We start from the raw sequence: 13,919 nt of genomic DNA, 5'->3' as shown, positions 1-13,919 counted from the left end.
CGCGCCGGCCGGCGGCGGCAGCGGTGCGCGCCGACGGAACACGGGCCGGTGTGCTCCGCCGGGGTACAGCCGACGGAGCACACCCCCACCCGGGAACCACCGATACGCACCGCGCCGATCCGATCGAGAGGAAGCCTCGATGGAACAGAACGGCACGATCCGGCCAGGTCCTCTGGCTCCGGCCAGAGTAATGGGTCGCTCCGGACGGCCCGCCGCATGGGGCGGCGCGGCCGCGCTGCTCGGCTGCCTGCTGGTGGCGGCGCCGTTGCCCGGTACGGCACCGGCCGCCCACGCGGCCGGTGCCCTCACCGTGACTTCGCCCGACCTGATCTTCATCAAGGGACAGGCGAAGATCACCCTGGCCTCCGACGAGGCCTCGGTGGCCTGGAAGGCCATCGACGACCAGGGCCTGACCGTCGCGTCGGGTACCGCACCGGTCTCGGGCGGAACGGCCACCGTCGACGTCACCAAGCTCGGCAGCGGCTACTACACGCTCACGGCGACCGCCGGCGCCACCACCCGTACCGCCAACTTCGGCGTGCTGACCGCGCTGACCGGCAAGGAACAGCAGGACACCCGCTTCGGCACCGGCATCCACTACGGGTGGAACGACGGCGACGACCAGAAGCTGCTGCGCTCGGTCAAGCTGATGGGCATGCACGGGATCCGCTCCGACATCAACTGGGGCGCCATCGAGAAGACGCCCGGCGCCTACTCCTGGAGCAGCTACTCCACCGACCAGCACATCCCGTACGCCAAGTCGCAGGGGCTGACCGCCCTGCCCATCTCCGGCTACCGGAACCCCAATTACGACGGCAACCGGACACCGGCCTCCGACGCGGCGCTGGACGCCTACGGAAAGTTCACGGCCGCCGCCGTGGAGAAGTACCAGCAGTCCTCGAAGGAAATCGAGATCTACAACGAGTACAACTCGACCGGCTTCAACAACGGCACCTGCGGCATCACCGCGGACTGCTATGTCAAGCTGCTCCAGGCGAGCTACGGCAAGGTGCACGCCAAGGTCCCGGACGCCACCGTCGTCGGCGGCGGCCTGGCCGGGCTCCAGACCGACTGGCTCAAGCGGCTGTACGCGATCGGTGGCCTGAACTACATGGACGCGCTCAGCGTTCACCAGTACGGCTACCCGAGCCCGCCCGAGACCGCGCTGGACAGGCTGCCGCAGGTACGCGCCGACCTGGACGCGGCAGGCGGCAAGGACTTCCCGCTCTGGATGACCGAGAACGGCTACCCGACCCACAGCGACGGCGTCACCCCCGCTCAGCAGGCCGCGTACGTGCCGCGCGCCCAGATCTTCTCGTTCGCCTCGGGCGTCGACCGCTACTACTGGTACGACCTCACCAACGACGGCACCGACGCCACCAACAAGGAACACAACTTCGGCGCCTTCAAGCGTCCCACCGCCGAGGTCAAGGCCTGGCAGCCCAAGCAGTCCGTGGTCACCGAGGGCGTGCTGATCCGGCAGCTCGCGGGCCGCGCCTACGCAGGCCGTGACGACGCCGGTTCCGCCGATGTCCGCTCGTACCGCTTCGGCACCGGGACCGACACGGTCCGGGCCCTTTACACCACCGCCGCGACACCGGGAACGGCGGAGCTCTCGGCCACCGGCCCGGTCACCGTCACCGACCAGCTGGGCCACGAGAAGACGTACATCCCGGTCGGCGGCAAGGTGCAGCTCGGCATCGACGGCAAGGTGCTGTACGTCAAGGGCGCGGTCACCGCGGTCAAGACCGTGACCGGCCCCGTGTTCTCCCTCCGGCTGCCGCAGCACTCCAACACGGAGGAGACCGTCGACGCCGTGCTCCAGGTCGACGGCACCAAGGACCGGAAGCCGTTGCCGGTGCGCTACGACTTCCGGATCGCCGGGGAGAGGTACCGGGTGACCGCGCGGCCCGGCAAGGTCGTCCGCCAGACCGTGCAGCTGCCCACCTCGGCCCTCACCGGCCCGCGTACCGTCAGCGGTACGGTCGGGTTCGGGCCGCTGAGCCTCGCCCGCCTCACCTCCGACACCGAAGTGGTGCCGCCGACCCAGGTCACCTTCGATCCGGTCGTGAAGAAGGCGGACCCGTTCGCCGCCGCGCTGAAGGTCACCGTCACCAACAACCGCGTCCACAGCCCGCTCGAACTCACCAAGCTGGACTGGCAGGTGAACGCGGGCACCACCTACCTGGACCGGGGCACCATCGACGGTCCGATCAAGGTCGGCACCGACTCCAGCGCCTCGTACACCGTGGACGCGCGCAACATCAAGCAGTGGCAGCGCTACTGGACCGCCGCCTACATCAACACCCCCGACGGCGCCAGGACCGCCGTGGGCGCCTGGAACGGCTGGGGCTCCGTCCAGCCGGCCGGCACCGACACCACCACGCCCATCGATGTCATCGGCGACGGCACCGTGAGCTACCAGGGCGGCTACAAGGGCGCGGCCGACCTGTCCGGCGCCATCCGGCCCCAGTACACCGACGCCGGACTCGTGCTCAAGGGCGCGATCACGGACAACGTCCTGGCACAGCCCGCCACCACCGCCGAGAACATGTGGCAGGGCGACAGCATCCAGTTCGCCGTCACCCCCCAGGTGCCGGGCCGCAGCAAGCAGTACGTCGAGTTCGGCGCCTCGCTCATGGGCGGCAAGCCGCAGGTCTACACCTGGCGGGCGCCGTCCGGCCAGTCCGCCGGTCCGACCCCGGGCGCCACCGCGCAGATCACCCGTGACGGCACCACCACCCGCTACACGGTGACGGTGCCGTGGGCCTCGCTCGGCCTGTCCGGCAAGCCCACCGAATCCATCGGACTCGGCTTCGTCGTCAACGACAGCGACAACGACGGCCGGGCGCGCGGCTGGTCGGAGTGGGGCGCCTCCATCGCCAACAACTCCAAGAGCGCCGCCGGCCTGCGGGCCGTCCAGCTGACCGACTGAACCACCCCACGACGGGCGGGGCCGGGTGCACCTGACAGCACCCGGCCCCGCCGCTCCATGCCGTACCACCGCACGGCACACTGTTCGCCATCCCACCGTGAGGAGACCAGCCCCCATGGCCCTGTTCGACATGCCGCTGCCCGAACTCCGCGCCTACCGGCCGCAGATCGACGAACCGGACGACTTCGACGCCTTCTGGGCGAAGACCCTCGCCGAGACCCGCGCCCACGACCCCGCGGTCTCCTTCGAACCCGTCGAGACCGGACTGACCGGCATGCGCACCTGGGACGTCACGTTCGCCGGCTTCGGCGGCCACCCCATCAAGGGCTGGTTCAGCGCCCCCGCGAACGCCGAGGGCCCGCTCCCGCTCGTCGTCCAGTTCCACGGCTACAACGGCGGCCGCAGCCTTCCGCACTGCTGGGGCATGTGGCCGCTGGCAGGCTTCGCCCACTTCATCATGGACGTGCGGGGCCAGGGCAGTGGCGGCAACGTCGGTGACACCCCCGACCCGGTCGGCTCCGGCCCCTCGCACGCGGGCTTCATGACCCGGGGCATCGAGGACCCGGAGAGCTACTACTACCGCCGGGTCTACGCCGATGCCGTACGCGCCGTGGAAGCGGCCCGCTCCCATCCGCTCGCCGATCCCGCCCGCACCGTCGCGCTCGGCGGCAGCCAGGGCGGCGGCATCACCCTCGCGGTCGGCGGACTCGTTCCCGACCTGGCCGCCATCGCCGTCGACGTCCCGTTCCTCTGCCACTTCGGACGGGCCGTCACACTCACCGACTCCAACCCGTACGCGGAGATAGCCCGCTACCTCAAGATCCACCGCGGCAAGGAGGAGACCGTCCTGCGCACCCTGTCGTACTTCGACGGGGTGTCCTTCGCCGCACGGGGCGGTGCCCCCGCGCTCTTCTCCGTCGCCCTGATGGACCAGGTCTGCCCGCCGTCCACGGTCTTCGCCGCCCACAACGCGTACCCGGGCGAGAAGGAGATCGAGGTCTACCCGTTCAACGGACACGAAGGCGGTGCCATGTTCCAGGAGACCGCCCAGCTCCGCTGGGTGCCGAAGGCGTTGGACCGGACGGCCTGAGCCCTGCCGCGCTCCGGCCGGCGTGGTGTGGATCACGGACAGAGTGTGGACAGCACGTATATCGTCCGTCGGGGCACGTCAATGCCCTGCGATGTGGCTAGGACAAGGGCGGACAGTGCGGCAGAAGGCCTATGCACAGGCGATGCGTGTCATCGCCTGCGCGCTGATGGTGTGGCAGGTCTGGATGATGTGGTACATCTCCAGCCACGAAGCGGCGGGCGTGCGATGGGCCTGCGACGGGACCGGGGGCTGCGCCAGCGACCAGTTCGCGGCCCTGTCCCCGATGCTCGGAACGGTCTTCGCCGTCGCCCTCGGTCTGCTCTCCGCCCGGTATCTGCACCGAGCGGCACCGGGCGCGGTGATCGCACTCTCCGCCGTCGCAGCCGCAGCCGGCTGGTACGACGCGTTGGCGGAGGGTCAGGTCGAGCGGAGCACCGTCACCAGTTTCCACATCCTCCTTCCGCTGGGCGACTTCTCCGTCTCCCAATGGCTCACCTTCCTGTGGTCGGTCGCGGGCGTGGGCTGCCTCGCCGCATGGTGGGGCGCGGCCGTCAGCCTGCGGCGCACCGCGGGACTGCGCAGGCTGTCCCGCCGTTACACCACGGCCGACGCGGTGCTGGAGGGCTGGCGGCCGGTGGGCCGCAGGTACGGCGAGGTCAGCGTGGTGTTCGACGACGAGGCCGGGGTGCGCCATGAGGTCCCGGCCGTCGTGGAACGCATCGCCCTCAGACGGGACGTCCTCGCCGTGTACGACGCCGACCGCCCCGGCGACCCCGCTCTCACCCGGGTCGCGGTTCCCCACCGAAAGCTGCTGCGCATCTCATGAACCGATCGATAGCGTCCCTGCGCAGGCTCTTCGCCTCGCTCAGGCTGGGGGCGGTGCTGCTCATCGGACTCTCCTTCGCCGCACTGGTCCAGGGCGCCGTGGACGGCCCCCGCTGGCTGCTGCTGACCGGTATCCCGGCGACGGCCCTGATCCTGGCGATCCTCGGTGGTGTGGCCGAGCCGTTGCGGGCGGGCATCGCGATGTCGGGGCTGCGCTCCGGCGGACCGCGGGCCTTCGCGCCCGCCGTGGTCAACGGGGTGAGGACCGTCGACAAGAAGACCGGCCGGCCCGTCCTCGACGGGCGGTCGGTGAAGTCCGTGTTCGCCTTCGACCTCACCGTGATGCCCGACGGACTCCCCGCGTACCGGGTCCAGGTCTGTCACCCGCTCGACGTACAGGGCCTGCTGGGCCGGTCCAGGGCCGTCGTCGAGTACGACCCCGAGCAGCCCTGGCGGGTCGTCATCCCCAACAACCCGCCCCGCGAATGGCTGGCCCGCGCGAACAGCGTCTCCCCGCCGGCCGAGGTCAAGGACCGGACCGGCGGACTCCCGGCCGGTTTCTGGACGCTGGTGACGGGCGTGGCCTGCGCGGCCGTGCTGCTGGTACTGGTGCGGCTGCTCGGCTGACCCCCGCCGGGCTCAGCCGTTGCGCGGATACTCCTTGAGCACCTTGCCGTTGATGTCGGCCCGGAGATAGGCGCCGCCGTACTCGTCCGATACGTAGACGCTCAGCGTCGGCTGGAAGCCGTCGAACGGGGAGGCCGGGTCGATGTCCACGTAGTGGCTGGTCGGCTCGGCGACACCGAGCTCCTTGTCCGCCCGGCGGATCAGCCCCGGCAGGGCGTCCCAGTTGAACTTCTCCAGGTCCACGGACTTGGCGTCCGGCTGGAGGGTGCCGCCCGCGCGTTCGCGGGCGGCCTTGCCGTCCCGGTAGGTGTAGACGTCGTACAGGCCCTTGTTCTTCGCGACCGGGGCCTCGACGCTCGCGTGCACGTCGAACAGCGAGAACGACGTGACCCTGGTGCCGCCCATCACCGGCTTGAGCGCCGCGATGACGGACCGCGCGGCGGTGGGCGTCAGCAGATTCTTGGTCGGTGCCGGGGCCCCCGGCGCGCTTTCCTTCGCCTCGGCCCCGTCCGTGGACGGACGGTCCGGGGTCCGGCCCGAGGCGGACGGCGTGCTGCCGGAGACCTTCGTGCCCGAGTCGGGCACCAGCGACCACACCAGGGCGCCGGTCAGGGCGGTCCCGGCGAGCGCGATGGCGAGCGCGACGGCACGGCCCCGCCGGACCCGGCGACGGATCTCCTGGGACCCCAGCGTCGCGGGTTCGGAACGCCGGGGAGTGGTGACGGGCCGGTGGCCGGACCCCTGCGCGCCGGACGGGCGCCGGACGGGGGCGGTGGGCAGGACGGTGGTCGGGCCGGCCTGGCCGAAGCCGGGCGGCACCGCGTCCCGCCGGGTGGGCGGGTCCTGGCGAGGCGGTACGGCATCCCGCGATTCCGCACGACTGGGTCCGGCCGCCGCGGCCGGTTCGCCCGTCGGCGCGACCACCGACGCCAGCATCCGGTCGAGCTCCTCGGGACCTGGCCTCGCGGCCGTGTCCCGGGTCAGCAGCGCGTCCAGCACCGGCGTCAGCGGACCGGCCTGCCGGGGCGGCGGGATCTCCTCGTCCAGCACGGCCGCCAGCGTCGCCAGTGTGGTGGCCTTGCGCAGCGGATGCCGGCCCTCCACGGCGACGTACAGCATCATGCCGAGCGACCACAGGTCCGACGTCGGCTCGCCCTCCTTGCCGCGGATGCGCTCGGGCGCCATGTAGTCGGGGGAACCGATGATGGAGCCGGTCGCCGTCAGACTGGTGGACTCGCGGATCGCCGCGATGCCGAAGTCGGTGAGCACCGGACTCCCGTCGGCCCGCAGCAGTACGTTGGCGGGCTTGACGTCGCGGTGCAGGATTCCGGCGGCATGGGCGGCGCGCAGCGCGGACAGCACCCCGCGGCCCAGCCCGGCGGCCTCGACCGGGGAGAGCGTGCCCTCGGCCAGGCGCTCCGCGAGCGAGGCGCCGGGCACCAGCTCCATCACGATCCACGGGTACGTCCCGTCGCCGCCGTCCACGATGTGGTGGACCGTGACGACACCCGGGTGGTCGAGCCGGGCCAGCGCACGGGCCTCACGCAGCACCCGCTCGCGCAGCAGCCTGGCCGACTCGGGGTCGCTCTCGGCGAGCGCCGGGTCCGGGGGCCGCACCTCCTTGAGCGCCACATCGCGGTGCAGGGCCAGGTCGTGGGCCCGCCACACCATGCCCATACCGCCACTGCCGAGCCTGTCCACCAGCTCGAAACGGTCGTCGATCACGCGGCGCACAGGCCCCCCAGCGTTCATGGAAAAAAAGAGTACGGGGCGGGTGCACGGCCGTAGGCACCCACCCCGTACGCCTCACACGTCGTTGTTCGGTGTGAGCCTGAGCGTCACGATCTGGAAGGGCCGCAGCGCCAGCCGTACCGCATCGCCGTCCACCTCGGCGGTCTCGTCGGCGAGCGGACGCTCCAGCAGATCGGTGACGCTCGCCCCGGCCAGTGCGAAGCCCGCCGTCAGACGGGCCGAGGCCCGTCCGCCGTGGGCTTCGTGGAGCCGGACCACCACATCGCCACTGCCGTCGTCGGCGAGCTTCACGGCGGTCACGACCACCGCCTCGTCGTCGACCGAGACCAGCGGGGCGACCTCGGCACTGCCCGGCACCCGGCGTTCGGGAAGGCCGAAGCCCCAGCCCTCACGGACCGCGTCACCGATCGTCGCCCCCGGCAGCAGCGCGTACCGCAGCCGGTGCACGCCCTGGTCGGTCGCCGGGTCGGGATAGCGGGGCGCCCGCAGCAGCGACAGCCGTACCGTGGTCGTGGTCGAGCCGTCCTCGCGGACCGTACGCGTCACATCGTGCCCGTACGTCGAATCGTTGATCAGCGCCGCACCCCAGCCCGGCTCGCCGACGTGCAGGAAGCGGTGGGCGCAGATCTCGAACTTGGCCGCCTCCCAGCTGGTGTTGGTGTGCGTGGGCCGCTGGACGTGCCCGAACTGGGTCTCCGCCGTGGAGTGATCGGCGCGCACATCGATCGGGAACGCCGCCTTGAGGAACTTCTCCTGCTCGTGCCAGTCGACCTCGGTGTCGATGTCCAGACGCCGGGCACCCGGCCGCAGCGTCAGCAGCTGGGTGACCCGGGACGAGCCGAAGGTACGCACCACCTCGACCCCGTCGCCGCTGCGGCGCACCACGTCCGCCTCGGTCAGATCGGTCACCGTGTTGCGGTAGAAGGCGTCGACGTCCCACGCGTCCCAGCGGTTGGGCAGGTCCGGGTGCACCTGGAGCAGATTCGCCGCGCAGCCCGGGGCGACCGTCTCGCGCCCGGCCGCCAGGTCGACGACCGAGACCACCAGCCCCCGCTCGTCCACGGTCACCCGCAGCAGTCCGTTGTCCAGCCGGAAGCCGGAGTCGAGCTCCTCGACCTCCACCGCCGGCTCCGGGTCCTGCGGAGCGAGTGCCGCGCCCCCCGCCGCGATGCCGGCCCGGCCGTGCGGAGCGGCGTTGAACACGACCGTGCCGCCCTCCTCCGGAGCGCCGGCCAGTGCCCGCTGCGCCGCCCCGATCACCGCTTCGAGCTCACCGGCGATCCGGGCGTACGTCGCCTCGGCCTCGTGGTGCACCCAGGCAATGGACGAACCCGGCAGGATGTCGTGGAACTGGTGCAGCAGCACGTTCTTCCAGATCCGGTCCAACTCCTCGTGCGGATAAGGGAATCCGGTCCGGACGGCGGCGGTGGCCGCCCACAGCTCCGCCTCCCGCAGCAGATGCTCGCTGCGCCGGTTGCCCTGCTTGGTCCGCGCCTGCGAGGTGTACGTACCGCGGTGCAGCTCCAGATACAGTTCGCCCAGCCACACCGGCGGCCGGTCGTACTCCGCCTCGGCGGCGGCGAAGAAGTCCGCGGGCCTCTCGATCGCCACCCGGGGCGAACCCTCCAGATCCGCGAGCCGTTCGGCGCGCGCCAGCATCTCGCGGGTGGGGCCGCCACCGCCGTCGCCCCAGCCGAACGGCACGAGCGAGCGCGTGGCGTGGCCCTTGTCCCGGAAGTTCTCCTCGGCGTGCGCGAGCTCCTCGCCGGACAGTTCGGCCACATAGGTGTCCACCGGCGGGAAGTGGGTGAAGACCCGGGTGCCGTCCAGCCCCTCCCACAGGAAGGAATGGTGCGGGAACGGGTTCGTCGTGTTCCACGAGATCTTCTGGGTGAGGAACCAGCGCGAACCGGAGAGCTTCACCAGCTGCGGCAGCGCCGCCGAGTAGCCGAACGAGTCGGGCAGCCACACCTCCTCGGTCTCGACCCCGAACTCCTCCAGGAAGAACCGCTTGCCGTGCACGAACTGCCGGGCCAGTGCCTCCGACCCGGGCATGTTGGTGTCGGACTCCACCCACATCCCGCCCACCGGCACGAACTGACCGGCGGCGACCTTCTCCTTCACCCGGGCGTACAGCGCGGGCTGATGCTCCCGCAGCCAGTCCAGCTGCTGCGCCTGCGACATCGCGAAGACGAACTCCGGACGGTCGTCCATCAGCGCCAGCACATTGGAGGTGGTGCGGGCGACCTTGCGCACCGTCTCCCGCAGCGGCCACAGCCAGGCCGAGTCGATGTGCGCGTGACCCACCGCCGACAGCCGGTGGGCGGAGGCGTGCGCGGGGGAGGAGAGCACGTCGCGCAGCCGCTCCCGGGCGGCGGGCGCGCTCGCGCCCACGGCGTCCAGGTCCAGGGCGTCCAGGCAGCGCTCCACCGCGCGCAGGATCTCCCAGCGGCGCGCCGAGCCGAGCGGCAGCTGCCGCATCAGCTGATCGAGCACCTCCAGGTCCTGGACCAGCTCCCACACCTGCCGGTCGAAGACCGCGAGGTCCATCCGCTCGACGCGGTACAGCGGCTCGCTGCCCGCGGTCTCCCGGTCGCCCAGCGCACTGATGCCGTCCAGGATCTCCGGATTGGCGGCGGCTTCGAGGACGTAGGCGACCTCCTCGCCGCCCGCCACCGGTTCGCCGACCCGCAGCCAGGTGTTGCGCGGGTTGAGGGCCTTGACGACGCTGCCGTCCGGCCGGTGGGCCAGCGCTTCCGCGGAGAACCCGGGCCGGTCCTTGGCGAAACCGAGGTCGATCACCGCTTCCACGGTCTCACCGGCCCAGTCCGCCGGGACGCGGCCGGTCACCTTGAACCAGCTGGTGCCCCAGGCCGGCCCCCAGTCGTCGCCGATGGCGCCGGGCTTGAAGGGGGCGGCCATCGCCTCGCTGAAGGGCACCGGTTCGCCGGGGGCGTGCCAGACCTCGAACTCCAGGGGCGCGGTGCGGGGGTGGACGGCGGGGCGGATGCGCTCGCGCAGGGCGCGGTCGAGCCGTTCCTCGGTCAGTGTGCGGTCGTCATGCATGAGTGAAGGGCCCCTCTCAATGAAATGTGTGCGACGCGGTAGTGGTTCAGGGAAGCTCGTCGAAGCCCACGCAGGGCAGTGACATCCCGTCGGCCACGGCCAGGAGCTTCTCCAGCCGGGCCGGGGTCACATGGTTGGCCTCGTGGGCGTCGGCGACGCAGTGGGCGTAGAGCGTGGTCACGCCGCCTTGGCCGGCGGTCCGGCGCAGCGACGCCTCGACGCCGCTCAGATCGTCCCCGTACGCGAGGCTCCCGCGCCCCGAGTCCACCGAACAGCCCGGCAGGACCCGCCGGGCGGGGAGATCGCCGGCCGGGACGTGCAGGTCGTCCGCGAGTGACGGATCGGCGCGGCGGCCGACGGGCACTCCGCCGCGCAGCCGCTCGAAGAGCGTGAGCAGCAGCCGGTCGGTGTCCTCGTCGCGGGCGCTGCACGGGTAGGCGAAGCTGCGGGACGGAAAGCCGAGGCGGCGCAGCCCGTCCAGCGCGGGCACCACCTCCCGGTCGAGATAGGCGGCCGGACCGTGCGCAGCGACGAACTCGGGTGCGCGCTCGTGCCGCAGGCCGTGGCAGCCGATGGTGTGGCCGTCGTCCGCGAGCCGGCGCAGCAAGCGCACCTCGTCCCGGTCCAGCCGGTCCGGCTCACAGACGAAGAAGGTGACACGCGCGCCGTAGGACGTGAACAGCGGTGCGGCGGCGGCCCATTCGCGTACGTGCCGGTCGTCGAAGGTGAGCAGGAGGGCACGGTCGGCGCGGTCCTGCGGACGGTCGGTCATCGCCCGGACTCCTGCGGTGCCCAGCCGGGTACCGAGCCGTGCAGCGCCGTGTAGAAGGGGTCGCCGGGGACGATCTCGCCGGCCGGCACCGGGCGGCCGGTGAGCGCCGCCTTGTACATCGCGGTGATCAGCTCCAGGGAGCGGCGGCCGTCCCCGGCGCTCGCCCTGGGCCGCCGCCCCGCCCGCATGTCGGCCAGCAGGGAACGGAGCTGGGCGCTGTGCGAGCTCGGGACGTCCTCGGCCGGGGAGCTCCAGCGGTCGGCCCGGCCGGGGTCGACACCGGGTGCCGGGGTGTAGGTCCAGTCGCCGTTCCCGTATCCGTAGAGATGGTTCAGCTCGATCGTGGCGTCGCGCAGATCGATCCGCAGATGACTCAGCTGGCGCGGCGAGAGGGCGCTGTTGACCACGGTGGCCAGCGCGCCGGAGGCGAAGCGCACGGTGGCGGTGGTGACGTCGTCGGTCTCCACGTCACGGGCCAGCCGGCCCGCCATGGCCCGGATCTCCGCCCAGTCGCCGAGCAGTTCGAGCAGCAGATCGATCTGGTGGATGCCGAGCCCCATGGCGGGGCCCGCGCCCTCGGTCGCCCACTTCCCGCGCCAGGGGACCGCGTAGTAGTCGTCGTCGCGGTACCAGGTGGTCTGGCAGTGGGCGACCAGCGGCGCCCCCAGCTCCCCGGAGGCGATGAGCGCCTTGGCGTGCTCGGCCCCCGAACCGAACCGGTGCTGGAAGACGATCGGCGCGTACGGACCGTGCTCGCCCTCGGCTGCGGCCATGGCGTCGTACTCCGCCAGGCTGAGCGCGGGCGGCTTCTCGCACCACACCCAGGCCCCGGCCGCCAGGGCCGTGACGACCTGTTCCCGGTGGGCGACGGGCGGCGAGGCGATGACGACGAGATCGGGACGGAGCTCGCTCAGCGACGCGGCGAGATCGGTGGAGTGGTGGGGGAGCGCGAAGTCGGTGGCGAAGGAGCGGGCGGCCACGGGATCGGCATCGACGGCGCCCACCACCGCGAAGTCCGAGGGGAGTTCGAGGAACGCCGGCATATGGACGGCACGGGCGATGTTGCCCGCGCCGACGAGGAGTACACGATAAGGGGTCACAGTCACAGAGGGCCGTCCAGGCTGAGGGCGTGAGCCGCCGGGATTGGTAAGCGTTTTCCAGCGTGTCGGGAAGGTGCCCTTCCCGAAGGAAGGGCCATGGGTGTCAGAGGGTGGCGTAGAGCGCCCCGGCACTGGTCACGGGTCCGGTGCGGAGCCGGTCAGGCCAGTCGAGGGCGAGACCGAGAGAAGTGCTCAACCGGTTCTGGAAGGAGGTGAGCCGGTACTCGCTCCCGCGGACCGCACGCGGCGGCAGCCGGTGCTCCAGGCAGTACGAGACCAGTGCGCCGACGGCCTCACCGATGCTCCACTGGCCCGCGTGCCCGCCGAGCGCGGGTGCGCTGAGATGGGTGGCGCCGATGTTCCGCCCGGCCGGAAGCAGATTCTCCACCCGTACCGGCAGCAGGGCGCCCAGCGGCAGCTGGAACGGCAGGCATTCCAGATCCAGCCCCGCACCCCCACCGGTCCCGGGGAGCAGTGTGATCCGGGAGCGCAGGGTGCCCACACTGTCCGTGAAGGTCTCGGCGCCCGGTGCCCCGGCCCGTGCCGCGGCGGTCAGATGGTGTTCCAGCAGGGTGAACTCGGCCCGGATGCGCCGGGATTCGCGTACGTGCGGGGCCTTGGCGAACCCGTCGACCGTGCCCGTGACATCGGGCCTCAGCCGCAGCTCCGGATAGCCGTGACCGCCGTCGTGCCGGGGCGCGCTCGTCTGCATCCAGTACAGGAACGACAGGGCCTGCTCGCGTGCCTCCCGCTCCGCCCCGGCCCGCACCTCGTCCCCGGACCCGGTGAGCGGGAGCCGGGTGCAGGCGGTCTGCTCCCAGTCGACCAGGGTGATGTCGCTGTCGAACGTACCGGGCAGATACCGGCTCCGGGCGAGTGCCCGCAGCTGGTGCCAGCGGTCGTTGGGCGGTGCGGCCCAGTGCGGGACGTCGTCCGGCTCGTGCAGGAAGAGCGGTACGGAGCGGGCCGGGCCGCCGCCCGGTTCCGCGGTGTCCCAGGAGAAGGTCTCGGACCACCGGGCGTAGCCGGCCGGCCGGTCGATGGTGTGGTCCTCGCCGGGGCGGTGGTCCAGGGCGAAGACCCAGGAGACCGGCTGCTGGTCCAGCGGATCGGCGAGGGCGGGCGCGTGCGGCTCGCCGGTCTCCTCGCGGGACTCGGCGCCGGTGACGTGCTCGACACCCGCGAGGCCGAGCAGTTCGCCCAGGTCCGTCGCGTCGACGACGTAGGAGGCGCTGACCGTCAGCGGCTCGCCGTCCGCCGCCTCCAGGGTGACCGCGGCCACCCGGTCCCCGTCGGCCTGGGCCGCGACCGGGCGGTGGCCGAGCAGCAGGGTGAGCCTGCCGGAGGCGAGGTGCGGGGTGAGGAGCTCCTGGACGACCGCGAGCGCGGCGCGCGGTTCGTGGCTGAGATGGCCGGTGGTACTGAGACCGGGGTCGAGCAGCGGATCGGCGAACGGCTCGGGGCACAGCGGGTAGTTGCGCCGGTAGAAGTCGCGTATCCGCTCACGCAGATCGCGGTAGCCGGGGGAGACGGGGTCCAGTTCGATGCGGTGGCCGTCCGCGAGCGGCACGGCCTGCGCGGTGAACAGACCACCGGGCCAGTCGGTCGCCTCGGTGAGCACGACACGGTGTCCGAACCTGACGGCGGTCAGCGCGGCGGCGAGACCACCGAGACCGGCACCGACCACCAGGACATCGGTCCCGAGTTCGCGGGTACGGGGGGTGGGGGCGGCGAACACAGGAGTCTCCTCCC

At 72.0% G+C, this 13,919-nt stretch carries 9 protein-coding genes; 4 read left to right on the top strand and 5 right to left on the bottom strand.

What is annotated here, in order from left to right:
- The first annotated feature begins 190 nt into the window (after positions 1-190).
- The 4 genes from ACFV8T_RS02375 (at position 191) to ACFV8T_RS02360 (ending at position 5,477) form a co-directional block, all read left to right on the top strand.
- On the top strand, positions 191-2,935 hold the full coding sequence (locus ACFV8T_RS02375) for a hypothetical protein (RefSeq protein ID WP_385323546.1): 2,745 nt from the start codon (positions 191-193) through the stop codon (positions 2,933-2,935).
- 115 nt (positions 2,936-3,050) lie between these two features.
- Positions 3,051-4,025: an acetylxylan esterase gene (locus ACFV8T_RS02370; RefSeq protein WP_385323544.1), complete on the top strand. Its 975-nt coding sequence runs from the start codon at positions 3,051-3,053 to the stop codon at positions 4,023-4,025.
- A gap of 142 nt (positions 4,026-4,167) precedes the next feature.
- Positions 4,168-4,851, top strand: a complete 684-nt coding sequence (locus ACFV8T_RS02365) for a hypothetical protein (RefSeq protein ID WP_385323542.1) — start codon at positions 4,168-4,170, stop codon at positions 4,849-4,851.
- A complete protein-coding gene (locus ACFV8T_RS02360; protein WP_385323540.1) occupies positions 4,848-5,477 on the top strand; it encodes a hypothetical protein in 630 nt (209 codons plus the stop codon). Before ACFV8T_RS02365 ends, ACFV8T_RS02360 begins: the two co-directional genes overlap by 4 nt.
- 12 nt (positions 5,478-5,489) lie before the next feature.
- Here ACFV8T_RS02360 and ACFV8T_RS02355 read toward each other — a convergent pair whose 3' ends face one another.
- From ACFV8T_RS02355 to ACFV8T_RS02335, 5 genes are all read right to left on the bottom strand, one after another.
- Positions 5,490-7,229: a protein kinase gene (locus ACFV8T_RS02355; RefSeq protein WP_385323537.1), complete on the bottom strand. Its 1,740-nt coding sequence runs from the start codon at positions 7,227-7,229 to the stop codon at positions 5,490-5,492.
- A gap of 54 nt (positions 7,230-7,283) precedes the next feature.
- Complete coding sequence (locus tag ACFV8T_RS02350) at positions 7,284-10,295, bottom strand: alpha-mannosidase (protein ID WP_385323535.1); 3,012 nt, start codon at positions 10,293-10,295, stop codon at positions 7,284-7,286.
- A 46-nt stretch (positions 10,296-10,341) separates the two neighbouring features.
- Complete coding sequence (locus ACFV8T_RS02345; RefSeq protein ID WP_385323534.1) at positions 10,342-11,067, bottom strand: polysaccharide deacetylase family protein; 726 nt, start codon at positions 11,065-11,067, stop codon at positions 10,342-10,344.
- Positions 11,064-12,167, bottom strand: coding sequence for a Gfo/Idh/MocA family protein (locus ACFV8T_RS02340; RefSeq protein WP_385323532.1), 1,104 nt, complete (start codon positions 12,165-12,167; stop codon positions 11,064-11,066). Before ACFV8T_RS02340 ends, ACFV8T_RS02345 begins: the two co-directional genes overlap by 4 nt.
- Before the next feature lie 103 nt (positions 12,168-12,270).
- Entirely contained in the window at positions 12,271-13,905 is a 1,635-nt protein-coding gene (locus ACFV8T_RS02335) for an FAD-dependent oxidoreductase (protein WP_385323529.1), read from the bottom strand.
- Positions 13,906-13,919: the final 14 nt, after the last annotated feature.

Source organism: Streptomyces sp. NPDC059832 (assembly GCF_042731715.1).
Taxonomy (GTDB): domain Bacteria; phylum Actinomycetota; class Actinomycetes; order Streptomycetales; family Streptomycetaceae; genus Streptomyces.
The sequence above is the reverse complement of the archived record's forward strand: the minus strand, read 5'-3'. Positions and strand labels throughout refer to the sequence as shown.

Coding starts and splice junctions, on each gene's coding strand:
- ACFV8T_RS02375 (WP_385323546.1), top strand. CDS start 191: ATGGGTCGCTCCGGACGGCCCGCCGCATGGGGCGGCGCGGCCGCGCTG.
- ACFV8T_RS02370 (WP_385323544.1), top strand. CDS start 3,051: ATGGCCCTGTTCGACATGCCGCTGCCCGAACTCCGCGCCTACCGGCCG.
- ACFV8T_RS02365 (WP_385323542.1), top strand. CDS start 4,168: ATGCGTGTCATCGCCTGCGCGCTGATGGTGTGGCAGGTCTGGATGATG.
- ACFV8T_RS02360 (WP_385323540.1), top strand. CDS start 4,848: ATGAACCGATCGATAGCGTCCCTGCGCAGGCTCTTCGCCTCGCTCAGG.
- ACFV8T_RS02355 (WP_385323537.1), bottom strand. CDS start 7,229: ATGAACGCTGGGGGGCCTGTGCGCCGCGTGATCGACGACCGTTTCGAG.
- ACFV8T_RS02350 (WP_385323535.1), bottom strand. CDS start 10,295: ATGCATGACGACCGCACACTGACCGAGGAACGGCTCGACCGCGCCCTG.
- ACFV8T_RS02345 (WP_385323534.1), bottom strand. CDS start 11,067: ATGACCGACCGTCCGCAGGACCGCGCCGACCGTGCCCTCCTGCTCACC.